The sequence below is a fragment of the Nocardioides sp. JCM 18998 genome, assembly GCF_055391535.1.
Genome location: NZ_AP043886.1, coordinates 2,003,583 through 2,024,292, shown reverse-complemented (window position 1 = coordinate 2,024,292; position 20,710 = coordinate 2,003,583). Strand labels below are relative to the sequence as shown.

At 70.4% G+C, this 20,710-nt stretch carries 23 protein-coding genes; 17 read left to right on the top strand and 6 right to left on the bottom strand.

The annotated features are described in order from the left end of the window. Nucleotides 1–18: 18 nt before the first annotated feature. The 3 genes from ACZ5L9_RS09470 to ACZ5L9_RS09460 form a co-directional block, all read right to left on the bottom strand. Nucleotides 19–1,074 carry a protein-glutamate methylesterase/protein-glutamine glutaminase gene (locus ACZ5L9_RS09470; protein WP_464536508.1) on the bottom strand — a complete coding sequence of 352 codons (1,056 nt, stop codon included), beginning with the start codon at nucleotides 1,072–1,074 and terminating at the stop codon, nucleotides 19–21. A gap of 92 nt (nucleotides 1,075–1,166) precedes the next feature. Continuing rightward, nucleotides 1,167–1,775, bottom strand: a complete 609-nt coding sequence (locus ACZ5L9_RS09465) for a class F sortase (protein WP_464536506.1) — start codon at nucleotides 1,773–1,775, stop codon at nucleotides 1,167–1,169. Continuing rightward, nucleotides 1,772–3,097: a hypothetical protein gene (locus tag ACZ5L9_RS09460; protein WP_464536504.1), complete on the bottom strand. Its 1,326-nt coding sequence runs from the start codon at nucleotides 3,095–3,097 to the stop codon at nucleotides 1,772–1,774. Before ACZ5L9_RS09460 ends, ACZ5L9_RS09465 begins: the two co-directional genes overlap by 4 nt. 149 nt (nucleotides 3,098–3,246) lie before the next feature. Between ACZ5L9_RS09460 and ACZ5L9_RS09455 the strand changes: the two genes are divergently transcribed. The 15 genes from ACZ5L9_RS09455 (at nucleotide 3,247) to ACZ5L9_RS09385 (ending at nucleotide 15,229) form a co-directional block, all read left to right on the top strand. Further along, complete coding sequence (locus ACZ5L9_RS09455; protein ID WP_464536836.1) at nucleotides 3,247–4,125, top strand: CheR family methyltransferase; 879 nt, start codon at nucleotides 3,247–3,249, stop codon at nucleotides 4,123–4,125. Next, on the top strand, nucleotides 4,122–4,511 hold the full coding sequence (locus ACZ5L9_RS09450) for a response regulator (RefSeq protein ID WP_464536501.1): 390 nt from the start codon (nucleotides 4,122–4,124) through the stop codon (nucleotides 4,509–4,511). The genes ACZ5L9_RS09455 and ACZ5L9_RS09450 overlap by 4 nt, the downstream gene beginning before the upstream one ends. Next, a complete protein-coding gene (locus ACZ5L9_RS09445; protein WP_464536499.1) occupies nucleotides 4,508–4,966 on the top strand; it encodes a chemotaxis protein CheX in 459 nt (152 codons plus the stop codon). The genes ACZ5L9_RS09450 and ACZ5L9_RS09445 overlap by 4 nt, the downstream gene beginning before the upstream one ends. A gap of 69 nt (nucleotides 4,967–5,035) precedes the next feature. Next, entirely contained in the window at nucleotides 5,036–5,398 is a 363-nt protein-coding gene (locus tag ACZ5L9_RS09440; protein WP_464536497.1) for a response regulator, read from the top strand. Then, a complete protein-coding gene (locus ACZ5L9_RS09435) occupies nucleotides 5,398–5,880 on the top strand; it encodes a hypothetical protein (RefSeq protein ID WP_464536495.1) in 483 nt (160 codons plus the stop codon). The genes ACZ5L9_RS09440 and ACZ5L9_RS09435 overlap by 1 nt, the downstream gene beginning before the upstream one ends. 233 nt (nucleotides 5,881–6,113) lie before the next feature. Then, the gene (gene flgB / locus ACZ5L9_RS09430) at nucleotides 6,114–6,479 is read left to right on the top strand and encodes a flagellar basal body rod protein FlgB (protein WP_464536493.1); all 366 of its coding nucleotides are present in this window, start codon (nucleotides 6,114–6,116) and stop codon (nucleotides 6,477–6,479) included. Between the two features lies 1 nt (nucleotide 6,480). Beyond that, on the top strand, nucleotides 6,481–6,876 hold the full coding sequence (locus tag ACZ5L9_RS09425) for a flagellar basal body rod protein FlgC (protein ID WP_464536491.1): 396 nt from the start codon (nucleotides 6,481–6,483) through the stop codon (nucleotides 6,874–6,876). Next, nucleotides 6,873–7,283, top strand: coding sequence for a flagellar hook-basal body complex protein FliE (locus tag ACZ5L9_RS09420; RefSeq protein WP_464536489.1), 411 nt, complete (start codon nucleotides 6,873–6,875; stop codon nucleotides 7,281–7,283). The genes ACZ5L9_RS09425 and ACZ5L9_RS09420 overlap by 4 nt, the downstream gene beginning before the upstream one ends. A gap of 10 nt (nucleotides 7,284–7,293) precedes the next feature. Then, the gene (gene fliF, locus ACZ5L9_RS09415; RefSeq protein ID WP_464536487.1) at nucleotides 7,294–8,898 is read left to right on the top strand and encodes a flagellar basal-body MS-ring/collar protein FliF; all 1,605 of its coding nucleotides are present in this window, start codon (nucleotides 7,294–7,296) and stop codon (nucleotides 8,896–8,898) included. Beyond that, on the top strand, nucleotides 8,898–9,938 hold the full coding sequence (fliG, locus tag ACZ5L9_RS09410) for a flagellar motor switch protein FliG (protein WP_464536485.1): 1,041 nt from the start codon (nucleotides 8,898–8,900) through the stop codon (nucleotides 9,936–9,938). The genes fliF and fliG overlap by 1 nt, the downstream gene beginning before the upstream one ends. Continuing rightward, the gene (locus ACZ5L9_RS09405) at nucleotides 9,922–10,692 is read left to right on the top strand and encodes a FliH/SctL family protein (RefSeq protein WP_464536483.1); all 771 of its coding nucleotides are present in this window, start codon (nucleotides 9,922–9,924) and stop codon (nucleotides 10,690–10,692) included. The genes fliG and ACZ5L9_RS09405 overlap by 17 nt, the downstream gene beginning before the upstream one ends. After that, complete coding sequence (locus ACZ5L9_RS09400) at nucleotides 10,689–12,014, top strand: FliI/YscN family ATPase (RefSeq protein WP_464536481.1); 1,326 nt, start codon at nucleotides 10,689–10,691, stop codon at nucleotides 12,012–12,014. Before ACZ5L9_RS09405 ends, ACZ5L9_RS09400 begins: the two co-directional genes overlap by 4 nt. A 136-nt stretch (nucleotides 12,015–12,150) precedes the next feature. Next, complete coding sequence (locus ACZ5L9_RS09395; protein ID WP_464536479.1) at nucleotides 12,151–12,855, top strand: type 1 glutamine amidotransferase; 705 nt, start codon at nucleotides 12,151–12,153, stop codon at nucleotides 12,853–12,855. A 100-nt stretch (nucleotides 12,856–12,955) separates the two neighbouring features. Continuing rightward, nucleotides 12,956–13,942, top strand: a complete 987-nt coding sequence (locus tag ACZ5L9_RS09390; protein ID WP_464536477.1) for a PDR/VanB family oxidoreductase — start codon at nucleotides 12,956–12,958, stop codon at nucleotides 13,940–13,942. A gap of 279 nt (nucleotides 13,943–14,221) precedes the next feature. Beyond that, nucleotides 14,222–15,229, top strand: coding sequence for a type IV toxin-antitoxin system AbiEi family antitoxin domain-containing protein (locus tag ACZ5L9_RS09385; protein ID WP_464536475.1), 1,008 nt, complete (start codon nucleotides 14,222–14,224; stop codon nucleotides 15,227–15,229). A gap of 221 nt (nucleotides 15,230–15,450) precedes the next feature. On the opposite strand, the gene ACZ5L9_RS09380 is transcribed toward ACZ5L9_RS09385, so the two are convergent. Then, a complete protein-coding gene (locus ACZ5L9_RS09380) occupies nucleotides 15,451–16,731 on the bottom strand; it encodes a cytochrome P450 (RefSeq protein WP_464536473.1) in 1,281 nt (426 codons plus the stop codon). A gap of 35 nt (nucleotides 16,732–16,766) precedes the next feature. Further along, the gene (locus ACZ5L9_RS09375) at nucleotides 16,767–18,119 is read right to left on the bottom strand and encodes a glutamine synthetase family protein (protein WP_464536471.1); all 1,353 of its coding nucleotides are present in this window, start codon (nucleotides 18,117–18,119) and stop codon (nucleotides 16,767–16,769) included. Nucleotides 18,120–18,243: 124 nt separating this feature from the next. Here ACZ5L9_RS09375 and ACZ5L9_RS09370 point away from each other — a divergent pair, with 124 nt between their 5' ends. Both ACZ5L9_RS09370 and ACZ5L9_RS09365 read left to right on the top strand, forming a co-directional pair. After that, nucleotides 18,244–19,056, top strand: coding sequence for an acetoacetate decarboxylase family protein (locus tag ACZ5L9_RS09370; protein WP_464536469.1), 813 nt, complete (start codon nucleotides 18,244–18,246; stop codon nucleotides 19,054–19,056). 29 nt (nucleotides 19,057–19,085) lie between these two features. Beyond that, nucleotides 19,086–19,583, top strand: a complete 498-nt coding sequence (locus tag ACZ5L9_RS09365; RefSeq protein WP_464536467.1) for a MarR family winged helix-turn-helix transcriptional regulator — start codon at nucleotides 19,086–19,088, stop codon at nucleotides 19,581–19,583. A 415-nt stretch (nucleotides 19,584–19,998) separates the two neighbouring features. Here the strand turns inward: ACZ5L9_RS09365 and ACZ5L9_RS09360 are convergent, their stop codons facing one another. After that, nucleotides 19,999–20,709 (bottom strand): gamma-glutamyl-gamma-aminobutyrate hydrolase family protein, encoded by a 711-nt coding sequence (locus ACZ5L9_RS09360; RefSeq protein WP_464536465.1) that lies wholly within the window; start codon nucleotides 20,707–20,709, stop codon nucleotides 19,999–20,001. Nucleotide 20,710 lies beyond the last annotated feature (1 nt).

Here is a 20,710-nt window from a genome sequence, read left to right as displayed (position 1 = left end):
CGGAGGCTGAGGGGAGCATCAGCGGCGCACGGCCGCCGTCAGCTTCGCCGGGATCATGCTGAGCGGAAGGATCTCGGTGGCGAGGCCGGCCTGCGCGACAGCGCCCGGCATGCCCCACACCACCGACGTCTCCTCGTCCTGGGCGTAGATGGGGGCGCCGGCCTCCTGCAGCAGCCGGACGCCCTCGACGCCGTCGTGGCCCATCCCGGTGAGGATCGCCGCGACGCAGCGCCCGCCGTAGACGGCGGCCGCCGAGCGGAAGAGGACGTCGACGGCGGGGCGGCAGAAGTTCTCCTGCGGGCCCCGGTCGAGCGAGACCTGCACCGTGCCGGCACGGGTCTCCACCCGCATGTGCCAGTCGCCGGGTGCGATCAGCACCTCGCCCGGCCGCGGCACGTCGCCGACCACGGCCTCGCGCACGGTGAGCGGGGACAGCTTGTCGAGGCGCTGCGCGAGCATCGCGGTGAAGACCGGCGGCATGTGCTGGACGACCAGCACGGGGACGTCGAGGTTGGCGGGCAGCCCGCCCAGCACCTTGGCGAGCGCGTCGGGACCGCCGGTGGAGCAGCCGATCAGCAGCGCCTCGGTCGGCCCGGCCGGCCGGCGTCGTACGACCACCGGAGGGGCGACGGCCGCGGGGCGCTCGGCGCGCGGCGGGCGCTGCGCCGGGGCCAGCCGACGCATGCCGGCGAGGGCACGGATCCGCGGGATCAGCTGCTCGCGCACCGACTCGAGGCCCTCGCGGACCGAGCCGGTGTTGGTCGGCTTGGTGACGTAGTCGGAGGCGCCGCGGGAGAGCGCCTCGAGAGTCGCAGCGGCGCCGCGCTCGGTCAGCGTCGAGAACATGATGACCGGCATCCGCGGGTGGCGGGAGCGGATCTCGGCGAGGGCGCCGAGGCCGTCGAGACGCGGCATCTCCACGTCGAGGGTGACCACGTCGGGGTCGAGCTCGTCGCACTTCTCGATCGCGTCGAGACCGTCGCGAGCCACGCCCACGACCTCGATGTCGTTCGCCTCGGAGAGCGCCGTCGTGATCAGCCGTCGCACGAGCGCCGAATCGTCCACTACCAGCACTCGAATCACAGCAGCACCATCGGCGCGCACGTCGACCGCCTGAGAACTGCGCTCGATCGACTGGACAGGTGCCCACATCCGTCGTGACGCGTCTAGACCGCCTCGCCCACCGGGCGCGCATAGACGAAGACGTTGGTGAGGTACTCGCTGCCGGTCCAGTCCCCACAGGTGATCAGCACCAGCCGGTTGGGGTGGCGCTTCTGGCCGAAGAGCCCCCGGGCCCGGTCGGAGACGGCGCTCTTGGAGAGGGTGAAGACCTTCGTCGCCACGTACGTCTCGGTGTGCCGGGCGCGGATGATCTGGATCCGGGCACCGCGCTTCATCGTGCCCAGGTCGTCGAACTGGCCTCCCCCGGTGTGCACCGTGTGGCCCGCGATGATCGTCTGCCCGTCGCTCGCCCCCGGCTTGGCGGAGTCGTCCCACCAGCCGACCTCACGCGGGTTGGACGGTGGGGTGAGCACCCGTGCGGGCGTCATCGCGATCGAGACGATCGGCGCATCGATGCCGAGCGAGCGGACCACGAGGTGGTAGCCGGTCGGCTTCGTCGCGACGGGCGTGGCGAGCGGTGCCGGGGCCTGGTCGTGCGGTCCGACCAGGACGTAGAGGAGCGCTCCGGCGAGCAGGGCGAGGACGGTGGCGACGCCGACCGCGCCCCAGCTGCGCCGCGAGGAGCCCGCCGCCGGGGCCGGGTCGGCGATCATCGGGAGAAGCGGCGGAACAGGTAGGTCGCCCCGATCGCGTACGTCGCCAGCAGGCCGCCGAGGCCGGCGAGGAACGGCACGTGGTGGTGGGCGCCGCCCCCGGCGACGCCCGCGTCGACCTCGGTCGGCACGTCCGGCGACGGCTGCGGCTGGTGGGTCGCGGGCGCCGGCTTCGGGGTGCTCTGGGGCGTGACGACGGCGCGTCCGGCGTTGGCGCCACAAGTGACCTCACCGATCTGTCCGGAGATCAGCGAGCTGCCGGTGAAGGCGGAGGCGGCCGGCAGGACCTGCAGGTCGAGTGCGGTGACGTCGATCCTGCGGCCCGAGTCGGAGGCGACCTGCTTGTTGAGCGTGACGTCGAGGACGTCCTTCTGCAGGGGCTGCAGCAGCGGCTGCAGCTGCTTGACCAGCTCGGTGACCAGCGAGTCCTGCAGGGTCTGGAGCCCGGTGCCCAGCCCGGCGGCGAGGGCGGCGAGGGGCGCCCCGGTGGATGCGCCGGCGAGGGTGTTGTTCAGCTGGGTCTTGACCGCGTCGATCACGCTCTGGGTCACGGTGTCGAGGTTGACCAGGAGGTGGGTGTTCGCCGGCGGGTTGGCGGGCAGGTCGAGCACCGTGACCTTCTGGCCGGCGATGGTGAGGCTGATCGGGGTGTCGGCGCTGCCGCCCTGGGTGTCGACCAGGTGGGCCGAGCCGCTCGCCTTGGTCGGCGTCGCGGTGCAGGTGGCCTCGACGGCGCTGAGGGTGCCGCCGAGCTGGACGCTGCCGAGCGGCGAGCTCCCGATGGCGGAGGTCAGCGGCGCGAGCAGGGCCGTCTGGAGGGAGTTGATGAGTGGATCCAGCAGCGTCCCGGTCAGGGGCTTGAGCGCCTGACCGAGCGCGGTGGTGGGGTCGAGCGTGACGGTGCCGAGGTTGAGGCTGCCGAGGTTGAGGCTGAGCGGCGCACCGTCGATGTCGCAGGAGGTGTTGCCGGTGTGGACCACGCCGCCGCCGGTGCCGGCGATGCCGGCGCAGGCGTACGAGGTGCCGTTGGCGTTGGCGCCGGCGGCCTGGGGCGCGACGCCGGCGCCGAGCGCGTTGTTGCCCGGCAGCACACCGGCGATGGTCGGGATGGTGCTGGCGTCCGTCCTGGCCTGCGTCGTGCCGTCGTTGGTGGCGGTGACGGCCTGGGAGATCGCGGCGTTGCCGGCGACGGTCAGCTGGAGCGACTGGGCGCTGGCCTGTGCATCGGGATCGGCGGCGAACGCGGGAGCGCCGGCGAGCGCCACCAGGGAGGCGGCGCCGACGACGGCGCCCACACGAAGTCCGAGACGGTTGGTGTGCACGGAGGGTCCTTCCCAGACCACGAGCTAGCGCTCCCCGTGGAACGCCGAGTAAACCCGCAACGAACGAGCACCCGTTTGGTTAGGCCACCGGTGGGTAACAATTCCGCCTCATAAGCCGGACGGCGGTGCCGATCCTGAATCCCGTGAGCATGGCACCCGCGAGCTTCGAGCTGATCGCGTCCCTGGTGCTCAGGGAGACGTCGATCATCTACGAGCCACGCAAGGAATATCTGGTCGAGGCACGGTTGCATCCGCTCTCGGTCCAGGCCGGCTGCGCCTCGATCGACGAGTACGTCCAACTGGTCATGCGCAACCCGGTCGAGCGGCAGAAGGCCATCGACGCCCTGACGATCAACGAGACCAGCTGGTTCCGCGACAACGCGCCGTACCAGGCCTTCACCGACACGATGCTGCCGGCGCTGCTCGCGGCCCGAGCGGACCGGCGCCGGATCTCGATCTGGTCGGCGGCCTGCTCGAGCGGGCAGGAGGCCTACTCGATCGCGATGCTGCTCGACCAGCGCCTCCCGGCCGGCTGGAGCGCCGACATCCTCGCCACCGACGTGTCGACGGCGATGCTGACCCGTGTCGACCAGGCGCGCTACAGCCAGGTCGAGATGAACCGCGGCATGCCCGCCACCAGCCTGGTCAAGTACTTCAACCGCGCCGGCACCGAGTGGGAGATCGTGCCCACGCTGCGCTCGATGGTCCGCACCCGGCACCTGAACCTCGCCGAGTCGTTCCCGATGATCGGGACCTTCGACCTGGTTCTGCTGCGCAACGTGTTGATCTACTTCGACCAGCCCACCCGCCATGGAATCCTGCGACGGATCCATCCTCACGTCGCTTCGGACGGCTACCTGCTGCTGGGCTCCTCTGAGACCACGCTCGACCTGCCCGCAGACCTCACTGCGATGTGGGACCGGGAGCAGATCGGGCGGGTCCAGGCCCATCGCCCTGCCAGCAGAACCGCCGCACCGCGACCGAACCTCTCCACCGCCTCGGGGTCCCTGACAGGAGCACGACCATGACCCAGCGCGCCATGATCATCGACGACTCTCGAGCGATGCGGAGCATCCTGCGCCGCATCATCAGCGGGCTCTCCTTCGAGACCGCCGAGGCCGGCCACGGCCAGGAGGCCCTCGACCAGATGGAGGCCGGCTTCGTGCCGGACCTGTGCCTGATCGACTGGAACATGCCGGTGATGGACGGCTATACCTTCATCACCGAGGTCCGCAAGCGCCCCGAGTGGCGCAACGTGACGCTGATGATGGTCACCACCGAGTCCGAGCAGGGCCAGATCGTCAAGGCCCTCGCCGCCGGTGCGCACGAGTACGTCATCAAGCCGTTCACGCCTGATGCCATCGTCGAGAAGCTGGAGCTCCTCGGCCTCTCCGGAAAGGGAATCCCCGCATGACCATCGCCCCCGAGCAGACGGACGTCCACGCGATCGTCGAGCAGGTCTGGAGCAGCTTCCTCGGCGACGAGGAGCCGCTGCTGCCGGCGTACGACGTGGAGGGCTCCTTCCCGGGCGAGGACGCCTGGTCGTCGGCCGTCAGCATCCACGGTGGCTGGACCGGCACCGTCACGATCGAGCTCTCCACCGCCCTCGCCTTCAGCCTCACCCGTCTGATGATGGCGATGGACGAGAGCGAGCCGCTGGACGACGCCGAGGTCGCCGACGCCGTCGGCGAGCTGGTCAACATGGTGGGTGGCAACATCAAGAGCCTGATGCCCGGCCCGTCCGCGCTGACCCTCCCGGTCGTCGCCGCCGGCCGCGCCGCGCACTCCAGCGACCTGCGCGAGGTCTCCCGCTTCGACGCGCGCTGGGCCGGCCAGCCGGTCCGCGTCAGCGTGCACAGCCCCGCCTGACACAATCGCCCCTCCTGAGCTCCGACACCCCCGGGAGCTCACCAGAGCAACAGAAGGTCGATCTACCCCATGTCGAAGATCCTCGTCGCTGACGACAGCAAGGTCATGCGCCAGATCGTGGTGCGCACCCTCCGCCAGGCCGGCTACGGCGGCCACGACATCGTCGAGGCCGAGAACGGCCGCGACTGCCTGGAGAAGGCGCTGTCGGAGAAGCCGGACCTGATCCTGTCCGACTGGAACATGCCCGAGATGAACGGCATCGACTGCCTCGCCGCCCTGCGCGGCAGCGGGAACCAGACCCCGTTCGGCTTCGTCACCTCGGAGGGCTCCGAGGACATGCGCGCCCGGGCCAAGTCGACCGGCGCGCTCTTCCTCATCGCCAAGCCGTTCACCGCCGAGACGTTCCAAGAGCACCTCGCGGGCCTGATCTGATGCCGATCCACCTGCCCGTACCGAAGCAGATCCGCGACCTCTTCGCCGACCTGCTGGACCGCGAGGTGACCCTCACCCCGGCGGCACCGCAGGCCCCGGGCCCCGGCACGCCGACCACCGTCGCGGTGTACGTCGACGACTCGGTGCGCATCAGCGCCGTGATGGTCCTCGACATCGACCTGTCCGCCTACGCGGGTGCGGCGATCGGCCTGGTTCCGGTCGCCGGGGCCGACGAGTGCATCGAGGAGGGCGAGCTCACCGACGTGCTGAAGTCGAACCTCTTCGAGGTGCTCAACATCGCCTCGGCGATGTTCAACGTGCCCAACCACGACCACCTGCGCCTGCACGAGGTGCACCCGGCCGGCAAGACGCTCTCGCCGCAGGCGCGGGCGATGGCGCTGACCCTGGGACGACGCGAGGACTTCCACGTCGACATCGCCGGCTACGGCGCCGGACACGTGTCGGTCGTGCTGATGAACTGAGGCGCGAGAGCCACGAGCGAGGCGCAGCGCGAAGCGCATGGCTCTTCGCGGAAGACTGGCAGGAGGCGGTCCGTACGGCCCGCTCCTGCCAGTTTTCGCATTTGTGCGGGTTTGTTCGGGGCCGCCTCTCAGGTGTCCGGCCGCCCAGCCGAAGGACAAGGCGAGCAAGGACAGCTCAGCCCCCGCCGACGGATCGGCAACCTCTCCAAGCACTCCCCCGACTGGAGGCTCCCGTGTCCTTCGCCGTCTCCGACGCCGTGTCCGAGGTGCTGCATGCAGCACTCAACGGCCTCTCGACGCGCCAGAACGTCACGTCCGACAACATCGCGAACATCGACACCGCGAACTTCCGCGCGACCAGCGTCGACTTCGAGACCTCGCTGCGCGAGGCCATCGACAGCGGTGGCGTCCAGGACAACGTCCTGCCCAGCATGAACGTCCAGGAGACCCCGACCGACACGCCTGTCGGGGCGAACGGCAACAACGTGGACCTCCGCAAGGAGCAGGTCGCGATGATCCAGACCCAGTACCAGTACCAGGTGCTCGGCCAGGCGATCGCCGCCCACTACCAGCTGACCCAGCAAGCGACGGTGGTCTGAGATGCCCGCCTTCGACACCCTGCGGATCGCCAGCGAGGCACTCGGCGCCCACCAGGTCTGGCTCGACGCGATCGGCAACAACATCGCGAACGTGAACACGTACAAGTCCACCAGCGACAACGCGTTCCAGGCCCAGTACCCGATGTTCCAGAGCGACCCGGACGGCGGTGTGCGCGTCAGCGGCATCGCCCAGAGCGACGCCGCCGGGGTCCTGGTCTCGATGCCTGACAGCCCGCTCGCCGACGCGAACGGCTACGTCCGTGCACCGGATGAGGACATGTCGGCGCAGATGAGCGACCTGATCATGGCCCAGCGCGGCTTCCAGGCCTCGGTCTCGGTGACCAAGACCGCCCAGGACATCTACTCGGCCGCTATCCAGATCGGACAGAAGTCATGAGCGTCTCGGGCATCGAGGCGATCGGCGGCGCCCTGAGCGCGATGCCGACCACCCCCACCAGCGACTACCTGACCGACGCCCTCGCGGCGGCGGGCGGCGGCGACCCCACGGCGGCCGCCGGGGCGGCCGCGATCGCCGACCCGACCGCTGGCGTCACCGGCACCTCCGGCGTCACGTCGGCCAGCGGCGCCGAGTTCGGCAGCCTGCTCTCGAGCGGCGTCGACCGCCTCGAGGGCCTGCAGAACACCAGCTCCAACCTCTCGGTCCAGGCCGCGACCGGCGACCTCGACGCGATCCACGACTACACGATCGCCGCCGCGGAGGCCTCTACCGCCACCCAGCTGACCGTCTCGCTGAAGAACGCTGCCGTGCAGTCGTTCCAGTCGATCATGAACATGCAGGTCTGAGGCCACCACCATGCGTGAGAACCTGACCCAGTTGCTGGGCCGCTACCGGCGCGCCTTCAGCGAGTTCAGCAACGGCCAGAAGGCCGTCGCCATCGTCGGCTCCGGCGCCCTGCTGCTGGCCGCCTTCCTCGTCTTCCGGTGGGTGTCGGCGCCCTCGTACGCGCCGCTCTACACCAACCTCTCGGGCTCGGACGCCTCCTCGGTGATCGACGAGCTCAACAAGGAGGGCGTGAAGTACAAGCTGGCCGACAACGGCAACACCGTCGAGGTGCCGCAGAACGACGTCTACTCGACGCGTATCGCACTGGCCGGCCAGGACCTCCCCGCAGGGAACAGCAGCGCGACCGGCTACAGCATCCTCGACAAGCAGGGCATGGGGACGTCCACCTTCCAGGAGCAGACGGACTTCAAGCGCGCCATGGAGGGCGAGCTCGACAACACCCTCGAGGCGATGGACGGCGTCCAGACCGCCGTGGTGCACCTGGCCATCCCGGAGAAGCAGGTCTTCTCCGACACCCAGACCCCGCCCACCGCCTCCGTGCTGCTCTCGCTCAAGCCAGGCACCACGCTCAGCACCGAGCAGGTCCAGGCGGTCGTCCACCTGGTCGCCGCCTCGATCGACGGACTCGACCCGAACGACGTCACCGTCACCGACCAGGCCGGCAACGTGCTCACCACCCCGGACGACACCCCGGAGGGCCTCGCGTCCACCCAGCAGCAGGCCACCACCACCTACAACGCGAACCTGCAGAAGCAGATCCAGGACGTCCTGGACAAGGTCGTCGGCACCGGCAACGCCACCTCGAGCGTCAACGCGGTCCTCGACTTCGACCAGACGAAGACGGACACCCTGACGTACGGCAAGGACAAGAACCCGCCGGCGCTCAGCCAGACCAACAGCTCCGAGACCTACCAGGGCCCGGCCAGCGGCGCCAGCTCGACCACCGGCGGCGTCGTGGGCCCCGACGGCGCGATGGACCCCACGACGACCAGCGACGCCAACTCCACGTACAACAAGGCGGACTCCTCCGCCACCAACGGCGTGGACCAGACCCGCCAGACGACCACCAAGAACCCCGGCCAGGTCAAGAGCGAGCACATCGGCGTCATCCTCGACACCGCCGCGCTCGGCGCGGTCTCCCCGGCGCAGGTCAAGACCCTGATCTCCAACGCGGTCGGCATCGACCCGGCCCGCGGCGACACGATCGACGTCACCACGATGCCGTTCAACCACGACGCCGAGCAGGCCGCACAGGCCCAGATCAAGGCCGCTCAGGACGCCGCCGCCCACGCCCAGCGGATGAAGCTGATCCGCAACGGCGGCATCGCCGCGGTGATCGCCCTGATCATCCTGCTCGCCTGGATCCGCGGCCGTCGCCGGGCGAAGGCCCGTGAGGACGCGACCTCCTACGTGGTCGAGCAGCTGCGCGCCGACGCCGCCGCCCGCGCCGCCGAGCTCGAGGAGGTCAACCCGGCCGTCGCCGCCCTCGAGGCCGCCGCCGCGGCCGAGGAGGAGCAGAGCAGGTCGCTGCGCTCCGAGCTCAACCAGCTGGTCGACAACCAGCCTGAGGATGTTGCCTCGCTGCTGCGCGGCTGGCTTGTGGAGCGTTCCTGATGAGTGTCATGACCATGGGCGGTGGCGCCAACAACGCCATCGGACAGCTCGGCGCCCGCAAGGCGGCGATCGTGCTGATCCAGCTCGGCAAGGAGCGCGCCGCGCAGGTGATGGAGCACCTCACCGACGGCGAGGTGGAGACGATCTCGGCCGAGATCGCCCGGCTGGACCGCATCTCCTCGACGGAGACCGACAGCGTGCTGACCGAGTTCCGCGACCTGATGGTGGCGCACGCCCACATCGCGCAGGGCGGCTTCGCCTTCGCCCAGTCCGTGCTCGAGCAGTCGCTCGGCCCGGAGCGGGCCCGCGAGATCATGGAGCGGCTGCACGCCCAGGCCGTCCAGATGCCGTTCCAGTTCCTGCATCGGGCCGACCCGGCCCAGCTGCGCGGCTTCATCGCCGACGAGCACCCGCAGGTGATCGCGCTGGTGCTGGCCCACATGACCCCGGACAAGGCGTCGCTGCTGATGTCGGGCCTTCCGTCGTACCAGCAGGCGATCGTGGCGCACCGGATCGCGGTGATGGACCAGACCAACCCCGACATCATCCGTACGGTGGAGTCGATCCTCGAGCGCAAGCTCTCCTCGATGCTGCAGCCGGCCGAGATGTCCCGCGTCGGCGGCATCGAGTCCCTGGTCAACGTCATCAACCGCTCCGACCGACCGACCGAGCGCTCCATCATCGACGGCCTCGAGGGCCTCGACCCGGATCTCGCCGACGAGGTCAAGAGCCGGATGTTCATGTTCGGCGACATCATCGGCCTCGACGACCGCTCGGTGCAGCAGGTGCTGCGCCAGGTCGACGCCGGCGACCTCGCCCTCGCCCTCAAGGGCGTCAACGACGCGGTCAAGACCAAGATCACCTCGAACCTGTCGGCGCGTGCCGCCGAGAACCTCATCGAGGAGGTCGAGCTGCTCGGTGCGGTCCGCCTCGCCCAGGTCGAGGAGGCCCAGCAGGCCGTCATCCGCACCATCCGCCAGCTCGAGGAGCAGGGCCAGATCATGGTCCGGCGCGGAAGCGACGATGAGTTCGTCGTCTGAGGCTCCCGGCGCCCCGCTGTTCGGCGGGGTGCCGGCCCAGACGTACGGCGGCCCCACCCTCGGGGCCACCAACCAGGGCGCGGTGCTGCGGGGCGACGACCTCGCGGAGGGCGCGTACGACGCGCTCTCCACCCCCGAGCTGCGGGAGAGCACCGCTGACCAGCGCATCGAGTCGATGCTGCTGGCCACCGAGCTCGCCGACTCGCTGCTCGGCCAGGTGGCCGCGGAGGCCCGGACGGCCGCCCGGTCGCAGGGCTACTCGGTCGGCTGGGCAGAGGGCCGTCGGGCCGCGGCCGCCGAGGCGGCTCAGGTCGCCCAGGAGCTCGCCGCCCTCAACGCGGAGACCGAGGCGCACCGTGCCCAGGAGCACGAGGCGGCCGTCGCCGGACTGGTGAAGGCCGCCAACGAGGTCCGCTCGCTGCTGCAGAGCCTCGCCACCCGGATCGAGGGCCAGGCCACCACTCTCGCGTGGGAGCTCACCTCGGCGCTGATGGACCGCGAGGTCGCGGTCGCCGACTCCACCGATCTGGTCCGCCGCGTCCTCAAGGTCCTGCCGGACAACGGCCTGGCGACCGTGCGGCTGCATCCCTCCGTCGTCACCGATCCCGCCATCGGGCAGCTGCGCGAGGCCGGTCTGAACCTCATCGCCGACCCGTCCCTCAGCCCGGTCGACGCGCTGGTCGAGACCGACGGCAGCGTCGCCGACCTGCGGATCTCCGAGGCGGTCGAGCGGGTCCGCCAGGTCCTGTCGTGACCTCCGGGGTGATCACGCTGGAGCTCCGGGCGCGGGCGCTCGAGGCCGCCCTGCCGCGTACCCTCGGCACGGTCGTCGAGCTCGCCGGCCTCCATCTGCTCATCACCGGCCTCCCCCTCGCCTCCGGCGACCTGGTCGAGGTGCTCCGCAGCACCCCCAGCGACCGCGAGCTGCTCGCCGAGGTCGTCGCGCTGCGCCCCGAGGGCGCCGTCTGCCTGCCGCTCGGCCCGCTCAACGGCGTCCGGATCGGCGACCGGGTGCGCCACACCGGCGGCCCGCTCCGGGTGCTGGTCGGCGAGGCGCTGCGCGGTCGCGTCCTCGACGGCCTCGGCCGACCGATCGACGACGGCCCGTCGCTGGACGGGCTCGGTCTCGAGTCGGTCAGCGTCGACGCCGACACCCCCAACGCCCTGCAGCGACCGCTCATCAAGGAGCCACTCGGCCTCGGCGTACGCGCCCTGGACGCGCTCGTCCCGGTGGGTCGCGGCCAGCGTCTCGGCATCATGGCCGGCTCCGGTGTCGGCAAGTCCTCCCTGCTCTCGATGATCGCTCGCGGCACCGACGCGGAGATCTCGGTGATCGCACTGGTCGGCGAGCGTGGCCGCGAGCTGCGCGAGTTCCTCGAGAACGACCTCGGACCGGAGGGCCTGGCCCGCTCGGTCGTCGTGGTTGCGACCTCGGACGCGCCCGCCGTCGAGCGGCTCCGCTCCGCCTTCGTGGCGACCCGGATCGCGGAGTGGTTCCGCGACTCCGGCAAGGACGTCGTGCTGATGATGGACTCGCTCACCCGGGTCGCGATGGCCCAGCGCGAGATCGGCCTGTCGGCCGGCGAGCCGCCCGCGACCCGCGGGTATCCGCCGTCGGTCTTCGGGCTGATGCCGCGGCTGCTCGAGCGCGCCGGCACCTCGCCGAAGGGCTCGATCACCGGCCTCTACACCGTCCTCGTCGAGGGCGACGACCTCCAGGACCCGGTCGGCGACACCGCCCGCTCGATCCTCGACGGCCACGTCGTCCTCTCCCGCGAGCTCGCGACCTCCGGTCACTTCCCGTCGATCGACGTGCTGGAGTCCATCTCGCGACTCACCTCGGCCGTCTGCACCGACGAGCAGAAGGAGGACGCGCGCACCGTACGGAAGATGCTCGCGGCCTACCGCGGCGTGAAGGAGCTGGTCGAGATCGGCGCGTACGTCGCCGGCACCGACCCGGTCGCAGACGCGGCCATCGCGCGGATGGGGCACATCGAGCGGTTCCTGCAGCAGCGGATGGACGAGGTCTCCCCCACCGCGACGACCTGGGCCGAGCTGGCGTCGATCGCCCGCTGACGGTTCGTCGAGGTATGCCGTTCAACCGGCACTCCCCGTGCGGAACTCACCGTGGGATGTGTCGGTTCGGCTGCATACCTCGATCGACCCGCCGAAGGGGCTCGTTTGGACCCGAACGAGCGGCTAGCATCACACTATGCGCGCACTCGTCGTGGCTCACGACCACGTCTCCCCCCTCGGCCCGATCGGCGAGCAGCTCGAGCGCCGCGGCTTCGAGCTCGAGCACTTCCTGGCCATCCCCGCCGAGCACTTCACCTCTCCCGGCATCACTGTGGACTTCCCCGACTTCACCAGCTACGACGCGGTCGTGGTGATGGGTGCGATCTGGTCGGTGTACGACCACGACGCGATCGGCGCGTGGATCCACGACGAGATCAAGCAGGTCCAGGCGGCCGACGCCGCCGGCGTACCCGTGCTCGGGATCTGCTTCGGCGCCCAGGTGCTCGCCACCGCGCACGGCGGCTCGGTGGAGCGCGCCCCGCGCCCCGAGATCGGCTGGACGGATGTGCACACCGAGGACCCGGGTCTCGTGCCTGCCGGACCGTGGTTCCAGTGGCATTTCGACCGCTGCGTCATCCCGCCCGAGGCCGAGCTGCTGGCGAGCAACGGGGTCGCGCCGCAGGCGTTCGCGCTGCGCCGCAACCTCGCCGTGCAGTTCCACCCCGAGCTGACCGCGGCCTCGCTGCTCGGCTGGCTCGAGAACGGCGGCTACGACGGCGCCCGCGCGGCCGGCTTCGACCCCGGCGTGATGCTCGCCGAGACCGACCGGGTCGGCGCCGAGGCCGCCGAGCGCGCCGCCCGCCTGGTCGACGGGTTCATCGACCGGATCGTCACCCGCTGACGCACCCGGTGCGCAGCGCCCACCTCGTCCACCACTAGACGCGCATCACATTTCGGCATATCGTTTGGGTACAAACGATATGCCGAAGGAAGGCACTCCCATGAGCCAGGCACTCGCCGAACCCCGCATCCTCACCGAGCCGGAGATCGACGCCGTCGTGCTGGCGGCCGATCCGGCCGCCGATGACGTGGTCCTGCTGACCCTCGGAGCGCGTGACGGCGCGGAGCTCCCCGTCTGGGCACCCGGCGCCCACCTCGACCTGGTCCTCGGGGCCGACGAGGACGGCGAGGAGCTCGTCCGCCAGTACTCCCTGTGCGGCGACCCCGCCGACCGCTCGCGCTACCAGGTCGCCGTGCTGCGTGCCCCGGACAGCCGCGGCGGCTCCATCGCCGTGCACCAGCTGACGGCAGGCTCCGAGCTCACCATCCGCGGGCCGCGCAACCACTTCGCCCTCAAGCCCAGCACCCGCTACGTCTTCATCGCCGGCGGCATCGGGATCACCCCGATCCTGCCGATGATCGCCGAGGCCGAGGCCAAGGGCGCGGAGTGGACGCTGCACTACGGCGGCCGTACGGCCGGCTCGATGGCGTTCTGCGAGCTGCTCGCGACGTACGGCGACCGCATCCACCTCGTCCCGCAGGACGAGCGCGGTCTGCTCGACCTGGCCACCATCCTCGGCACGCCGGCGGCCGGCACGCTCGTCTACACCTGTGGCCCCGAGCCGCTGCTCAGGGCCGTCGAGTCACAGTGTGAGCACTGGCCGGTCGGCTCGCTGCACCTGGAGCGCTTCGATGCGCTCGAGATCGACACCACCGGCGACACCGCCTTCGAGCTGGTCCTGGAGAAGTCCGGCAAGACCCTGACCGTCGGCGCCGACCAGACCGTGCTCGAGGTCATGCGCGAGGCCGGCGTCCACGTGCTCAGCTCGTGCCGCGAGGGCACCTGCGGCACCTGCGAGCAGATGGTGAACGAGGGCGAGGTCGACCACCGCGACGCCGTTCTCGACGACGAGGAGAAGGCCGCCAACGACTGCATGATGGTCTGCGTCTCGCGCTGCAAAGGCCCGCGCCTGGTGCTCGACGCCTGATCCCACGCACGACGAAGGCCCCCTGCTGCCGCGGCAGCAGGGGGCCTTCTTCTGTGCTGGAGGTCGGCCGGCCGGTCGGCTCGTTCGTCGGTCCGGGTGGGGTAACACGATGTTCGCTGAGGTAGCAGCGCGTCGCGACCGGCTGCTACCCCTGGCGAACATCGTGTTACCCCTCCGACGACGGCCACTTCTTCTCCACACCGCGACCCCGGGGAGCGGTTCTCCACAGCCGGCCCCGAGCGCGCTCCGGACAGCAGCCGCGAAGCGGACGCTGGCCCCATGCGCACCGCCGTCCTCGGCCTGATGGCCACCCAGCACGGGCTGGTCACCCGCCGCCAGGCCGTCAGCGTCGGCATGGCCGGCGAGGAGGTCGATCGGCTGGTGCGCACCGGTCGCTGGGCGCTCGTGCGTCGAGGCGTGTACGCCGAAGCCGAGCTGGCGGCGTCCCTGACCACGCTCGGCGAGAAGCAGCGCCTCGTCGACCGCGCGACGTGTCTGCGGATCTCGGTGCCCTTCGTCAGGAGCCACGAGACGGCCGCGCTCGAGCTCGGCATCGGCATCCTGCTTCCGCCGGAGCGCACGACGCACGTGACCCGTCCCTGCGTCGGCACCCACAGCGGCCACGGCGTGAAGCATCACCTGGCGCCGTACCGTCTCTCCGACGTCACGACGGTCGGCGGCCTCCGCGTCCTCGGCCCCGCACGGACCGCGATCGACATCGCGCGTGAGCGCGGGAGCCCGTACGGCGAGGTGGCGATCGACCGGGTGCGCTGGGCCGGCACCTCGTTGGCGGAGCTGGAGAGCGTCCTGGAGCTCATGACGTACTGGCCCGACCGCACCCGCGCGAGGACGTGCCTCGAGCAGTCCTGCGACGGAGCCGAGAGCGTGCCGGAGACGCTGATGCGGCTGCTGCTCGAGGAGGCGGGGATCGGACCGTTGGAGGCGCAGTTCGGGATGCGCGACGACCGCCGCGAGGCGTGGGCGGATCTGCGCGCTGGTCGGCACCTCTTCGAGTTCGACGGCCGCCAGAAGTACGAGCGACCCGACACGAGCCGTCGCCCCCTCACCGCGGCGGACGTCGTGTTCGACGAGAAGCTCCGCGAGGACTGGTACCGCGGCTACCGGCTCGGCATGTCGCGATTCACCTGGTCGGACGTGTGGGGCCCGGGGCGCGAGGCCGCGAAGGCCCGCGCTCGCCGCGAGTACGACGCCACGACGCGGCTGTGGGGCACCGCGATCGACGACCTGGCGCCGCGCCTGATCCGCGATCGGCGGCGCGCGGCCTGACCGGATCCGGCCTCGCACACCAGCGCCCGTCGGAGCGCCAGCCGAGACTGCGACGTCCCCGAGCAGAGGGGTAACACGATGTTCACGGGGGTAGCAGCCCGACGCGTCGCGCTGCTACCCACCCCGGTCATCGTGTTACCCCTCCCCCGGCGCCGCCCCATGCAGACGAGCACGCCGGCCCCGCAGGACCGGCGTGCTCCTCAGCAGACGTACGTCGTGGTTCAGCTCTTCTCGACGATCCGCACCGGGAACTTCTTGATGCCGTTGACGAAGTTGCTGCGGACTCGCTTGACGTCGCCGTCGAGCTCGATCTCCGCCAGGCGCGGCAGCAGCTCCTGGAACATCAGCTTGATCTCCAGTCGGGCGAGGTTGTTGCCCAGGCAGAGGTGCGGGCTGCCCTTGCCGAAGGTCATGTGGTCGACGTTCGTCCGGGTGACGTCGATCTTGTACGGGTCCTCGAAGACCCGCTCGTCGCGGTTGCCGGAGGCGAACCACATGACGACCTTGTCGCCCTCCTTGATCGGCTGACCCGAGATCTCGACGTCGCGGGTCGCGGTGCGGCGGAAGTGCAGCACGGGCGAGGCCCACCGCAGCAGCTCCTCGACAGCGGTGTCCATCAGCTCCGGGTTCGCGGCGAGCAGCTCGAGCTGGTCGCGCTGCTCGAGCAGGCCGAGCATCGACTGGCTGATCGCGTGCCGGGTGGTCTCGTTGCCGGCGATGACCAGCAGCGAGAAGTAGTTGTTGAAGTCCTCCTGCGACAGCGGGACGCCGTCCTGCGGCATCTTGTTGGCCAGGATCGAGACCAGGTCGATGCCCTCCCCGCCGATGCGGGACTCGCGCAGCTCGTTGCCGTACGCCCACACGTCCAACACGGTCGGCGAGCGGAACGGGAGGTGCTTGTACTGCTCCGACTCGGGGTCGTCGAGCCGGATGGTGGCGTAGTCGGGGTCGGTGTTGGCGACCATCTCGTTGCCCCACGCGATGAGCTGCGGGGTCATCTCGGCCGGCACGTCGAGCAGGCGCGCCAGCACCTGGATCGGGAAGTCCGCGCTGATCATCTTGACGAAGTCGATCCGGCCGTCGTTCTCACGCGCGGTGGCGAAGGCCCGGTCGACGGTCTCCTTGGTCAGCTCGCGCAGGAACGCCTCGTAGTTCTTCATCAGGTTGCGCGGGCTGAACTCGCGATGGATCAGGTGGCGCAGCGCGGTGTGGCGCACGCCGTCGGTCTCCAGCAGCGAGCGGCGGGCGTCGGCCAGGTCGTCCTCGATGTCCTCGAGGTTGACGAACTTGGTCGAGGTGAAGGTCTCGGCGTCGCGATCGACGGTCCAGATGTCCTCGTAGCGCGTGACGCTCCAGAAGCCCTTGCCGTTCTCCTCCGGCGTCCAGTGGACCGGGGACTCGGCACGCAGGGTGTCGAACTGGGCGTAGCCGCGCTCGTCGGCGAAGCCGTCGATGTCGTCGAGGTCGACCTCGGACAGCGGTACGGGGGCGTGACGGGGCATGTCGTTGTCTCTTCTCGTGACTCTGGGAGGGAGGCTCAGATGTGGGTGGCGTACTCGCGGAACTCCCAGTCGGTGACAGCCGACCGGAACCGCTGGATCTCGTCACGCTTGTACGCGAGGAACGTGTTCACGAACGGCGCACCGAGCAGGTCGCCGATCTCCTTGTCGGCCTCGAGCGCGTCGAGCGCCTGGTCGAGGCTCTGCGGCAGCATCTCGGAGCGCTCCGGGTCGTAGCCGTAGCCGACCAGGGCCTCGGGAGGCTCGATCTTGTTGCGGATGCCGAGCAGCGCGCCGGCCAGCATGCCCGCGATCGCCAGGTAGGAGTTGGCGCTGGCGTCGCCGAGGCGCAGCTCGAGACGGGTGGCGCCACCGCGCTCCGGCGGCACGCGCAGCATGGCGCTGCGGTTGTCCAGGCCCCAGTCGATGAGCCACGGCGCGAGGGTGTCGGGCCCGAAGCGCTTGTACGAGTTGATCGTCGGGTTGGCGATCGCCGCGATCGCGGGTGCGTGCGCCAGGATGCCGCCGATCGCGTGCCGGGCGACCGTCGAGAGGCCGTCCTCGGCGCTCGGGTCGGCGAACAGCGGCGTGCCGTCGGCGTCGATCGTGGAGAAGTGCAGGTGGAAGCCCGACCCGCCCTCGTCGTTGAACGGCTTGGGCATGAACGTCGCCAGCTGGCCGCGGCGGCGCGCCAGCTCCTTGACGGCGTCCTTGAACCGGTGCGCGCGGTCGCCGGCGTCGAGCGCGTCCGAGTGCCACATGTTGATCTCGTACTGCGCCGAGCTGAACTCGTGGTTGGCGGCGACGACGTCCAGGCCGTAGTTGCCCAGCTGACGCAGGGCGTCGAGCAGGGTGTTCTCCGGGTCGCCCTTGCGGCCGGTGGTGTAGACGTGGCCGAAGCCCTCGCCGTACCGACGCCAGCCGGTCGCCGAGCCGGCATCCGGCTCCAGGACGTAGAACTCGAGCTCGGGGCCCACGATCGGCTTCATCCCGAGCTCCTCGAACTGCTTCACCACCTGGCGCAGCACGTGGCGCGGGCTCTCCGCGGACGGCGTGCCGTCGGCGTTGTAGAGGTCACCGATGCAGTGCGCGACGCCTGGCTCCCACGGAACGGGCTGCAGCGTGCTCAGGTCCGGGAAGGCGACGATGTCCGGCAGACCGGCCGAGAGGCCGCCGTCGAAGTCGACCACGCCGCCGAGCGGGGTGGTCGCGTAGACGGACTTGCAGAACGCGACGCCGCCGCCGACGGTGCGGGCGAAGTGGCTGGCGAGCACGTCGCGGCCGCGGTCGACGCCGATCAGGTCGGCGTAGCCGAGACGTACGACGTCGATGCCGTCAGCTGCCAGCGCGTCCTGCGCGGCCGGAAGTCCGGAGGTGTCGAAGTGGCTCAACGGAAGGTCCTTCCAAAACTCGTTTGGCCCCAAACAATATGCCGGTGAGCCGGATCACACAACCCCTTGCCGAGATGGATCGGATCTCGTATCGTACGGACCCAAACGATCTCAGGAGTGCATCTTGCAGCAGCTCACCGGCTTCCTCTACCCGCGTACGGCTACCGGGCGTGCGACGCTCATCCCCGACCCGCAGTGGCAGTACTCCGGCGACCTCCTCACCGTCGAGTATCGGACAGATCCGGCGAAGGTGAAGGCTCTTCTTCCCGAGCCGCTGGAGCTGGCCCCGGAGGACCCGGGCGCCGTCGCCCTGATCTGGGCGGACTGGCAGTCGTGCTCCTCGTCTCGCGAGGAGCTGCTGGACCCGATCCGCTCCCAGTACAAGGAGGCGTTCGTCGTCGTGCGCTGCTCCTTCCGCGGCGTCACGTTCTCCCGCTGCGTCTACATCTGGGTCGACAAGGACTTCGCGATCGGTCGCGGCATCCACCAGGGCTACCCCAAGAAGCTCGGCTCGATGCACCAGACCCGTCCGCACGTCTTCCCCCACGCTGCCCCGCAGATCACCGAGGGCGGCGTCTTCGGCGCGACCCTGGCCGCCGGTGACCGCCGCCTCGCCGAGGCCGTGCTGACGCTGCGAGAGGAGACCGACACCAACGGCTTCGTCAACGGGCACCCGATGGCGCACCACCGCTGGGTGCACAACATCGACGGCGCGGGCGACGCCTACGCCGAGCTGATCTCCTCCGGTGGCTCGGAGTTCGCCGGCGGCCCGGTATGGACCGGCGACGTCGACGTGAGGCTGTTCGAGTCCCCCACCGAGGAGCTCGCCGACCTCACCGTCGACGAGATCATCGGCGGCTACTACCGCCAGGTCGGCGTGGTCTGGAACGGCGGCAAGACGCTGGCGCGCCAGCAGGCGGACGGAACCTGGGCCTGAACCGGGTATCGGCGCACTAGGGTTCGGGCATGCCTGACCGCCACACCCTGACCGAGGTCGAGCGGGCGACCCGCGAGCGGGTCCAGCACCTGCCGCTGGACTTCACCGCCTCGCACGCCCTGCTCAGCCTCTACCGAGCCGCCAACGCGGTCCGGGGCCGCCTGACCAACAGCGTCCTGCGACCCAACGACCTCACCTGGACCGGCTTCCTGGTGCTGTGGACGCTGTGGATCTGGGACACGATGGAGACCCGAGAGGTCGCCGAGTCGGTCGGCATCAGCAAGGGCACGCTCACCGGCGTCGCCAAGACGCTGATGTCGCGCGAGCTGATCGAGCGGATCCCCTCCGTCGAGGACCGGCGCCTGGTCAGCCTCAAGCTCACCCCCGCGGGCGTGCAGCTGATGGAGCAGATCTACCCGGAGTTCAACAAGACCGAGTCGGTCATCGTCGGCGACGTGACGGCGCCCCACCTGTCGGTGATGACGGACGCGCTGCGTGCGCTGGTGGAGTCCTCCGAGCGGGAGTGACCCTCGATCACGACAACGGGGAGTGTTGTTCGCACCTGATGTGCGCGACGCTCCCCGTTCCGTTCTCCACAGCCTCCTGCAGGCGGGCGTAGCCGGCGCCGTACCGGGGCATCAGGTCTCGGCGTTCGACATCGACCGGCTCGTTCGGCGCAACAGCCTCCGCCGAGTGCATCACGCGGTGTACGTGGACCACATCGGCGCGAGACTCACCCTGCGACTGCGCTGGCTGCAGGTGTTCGGCACACCGTGCGCGACCGCCATTCGCGTGGCTCGGGTGCTTCAACAGCGCGGTTGGGCCGGGGCACCGCGCCCATGCTCGCCGACATGTTCGCTCACGAACGACGAGTGGGGAGTGTGGTGCGCACCAGGTGCGCACCACACTCCCCACTATCGGATCGCGTGATGTATCGAGCCCTCAGCGGGCGCTGGCCGCGATGAGCGCCTCGAAGACCGCCAGCTGGGCCGGGTTCGTGGACCAGGTGTCCTCGGGGTGCCACTGCACGCCCAGGAACCATCCGCGGGCGCCGGCGAGCTCGACCGCCTCGACCACGCCGTCGCCGGAGGTGGCGATGACCCGTAGGCCGGTGCCGAGCCGGTCCAGGCACTGGTGGTGGTAGCAGCTGACCTCGGCGACGTCGCCGACGACGCCGGCGAGTGCGGAGTCGGACTCGATCTTCAGCTCGTGCACACGGTGGCGGTGGTGCGAGCCCTCGCCGCGGGCACTGTCCATGTCCTGGACCACGGTGCCGCCGAGGGCGGCGTTGACGACCTGGAGACCGCGGCACACGGCGAGCAGCGGAGTGCCCTGCTCGAGCACGACCCGCCCGACCGCGAGGTCGAACGCGTCCTGCGTCTCGTCGACGTCGTACAGCGTCTCGTGGGGCTCCTGGCCGGTCCAGTGCGCGGCGAGGTCGCCCCCACCGGGCAGCAGCACGCCGTCGGCGATCGAGAGCCGCTCGGCGACCTCGGCGTCCGAGCCGGCGGCGGGGTGGAGCATCAGCGGCTCACCGCCGGCGGCCCAGACCGCCTCGACGAGGGCGCGCGAGGTCACCTCGGCGCGGTAGCGCAGGGCCGAGGCCGACTCTGAGAACCGCGCCGGGATGGCGATGCGAGGACGAGCAGTCATC

What these genes read in the sequence shown, in the direction of transcription:
- ACZ5L9_RS09465 (WP_464536506.1), bottom strand. Translation starts at nt 1,775, where the DNA reads ATGATCGCCGACCCGGCCCCGGCGGCGGGCTCCTCGCGGCGCAGCTGG.
- ACZ5L9_RS09455 (WP_464536836.1), top strand. Translation starts at nt 3,247, where the DNA reads ATGGCACCCGCGAGCTTCGAGCTGATCGCGTCCCTGGTGCTCAGGGAG.
- ACZ5L9_RS09450 (WP_464536501.1), top strand. Translation starts at nt 4,122, where the DNA reads ATGACCCAGCGCGCCATGATCATCGACGACTCTCGAGCGATGCGGAGC.
- ACZ5L9_RS09445 (WP_464536499.1), top strand. Translation starts at nt 4,508, where the DNA reads ATGACCATCGCCCCCGAGCAGACGGACGTCCACGCGATCGTCGAGCAG.
- ACZ5L9_RS09440 (WP_464536497.1), top strand. Translation starts at nt 5,036, where the DNA reads ATGTCGAAGATCCTCGTCGCTGACGACAGCAAGGTCATGCGCCAGATC.
- ACZ5L9_RS09435 (WP_464536495.1), top strand. Translation starts at nt 5,398, where the DNA reads ATGCCGATCCACCTGCCCGTACCGAAGCAGATCCGCGACCTCTTCGCC.
- ACZ5L9_RS09425 (WP_464536491.1), top strand. Translation starts at nt 6,481, where the DNA reads ATGCCCGCCTTCGACACCCTGCGGATCGCCAGCGAGGCACTCGGCGCC.
- ACZ5L9_RS09420 (WP_464536489.1), top strand. Translation starts at nt 6,873, where the DNA reads ATGAGCGTCTCGGGCATCGAGGCGATCGGCGGCGCCCTGAGCGCGATG.
- fliF (WP_464536487.1), top strand. Translation starts at nt 7,294, where the DNA reads ATGCGTGAGAACCTGACCCAGTTGCTGGGCCGCTACCGGCGCGCCTTC.
- fliG (WP_464536485.1), top strand. Translation starts at nt 8,898, where the DNA reads ATGAGTGTCATGACCATGGGCGGTGGCGCCAACAACGCCATCGGACAG.
- ACZ5L9_RS09405 (WP_464536483.1), top strand. Translation starts at nt 9,922, where the DNA reads ATGAGTTCGTCGTCTGAGGCTCCCGGCGCCCCGCTGTTCGGCGGGGTG.
- ACZ5L9_RS09395 (WP_464536479.1), top strand. Translation starts at nt 12,151, where the DNA reads ATGCGCGCACTCGTCGTGGCTCACGACCACGTCTCCCCCCTCGGCCCG.
- ACZ5L9_RS09390 (WP_464536477.1), top strand. Translation starts at nt 12,956, where the DNA reads ATGAGCCAGGCACTCGCCGAACCCCGCATCCTCACCGAGCCGGAGATC.
- ACZ5L9_RS09385 (WP_464536475.1), top strand. Translation starts at nt 14,222, where the DNA reads ATGCGCACCGCCGTCCTCGGCCTGATGGCCACCCAGCACGGGCTGGTC.
- ACZ5L9_RS09380 (WP_464536473.1), bottom strand. Translation starts at nt 16,731, where the DNA reads ATGCCCCGTCACGCCCCCGTACCGCTGTCCGAGGTCGACCTCGACGAC.
- ACZ5L9_RS09365 (WP_464536467.1), top strand. Translation starts at nt 19,086, where the DNA reads ATGCCTGACCGCCACACCCTGACCGAGGTCGAGCGGGCGACCCGCGAG.
- ACZ5L9_RS09360 (WP_464536465.1), bottom strand. Translation starts at nt 20,709, where the DNA reads ATGACTGCTCGTCCTCGCATCGCCATCCCGGCGCGGTTCTCAGAGTCG.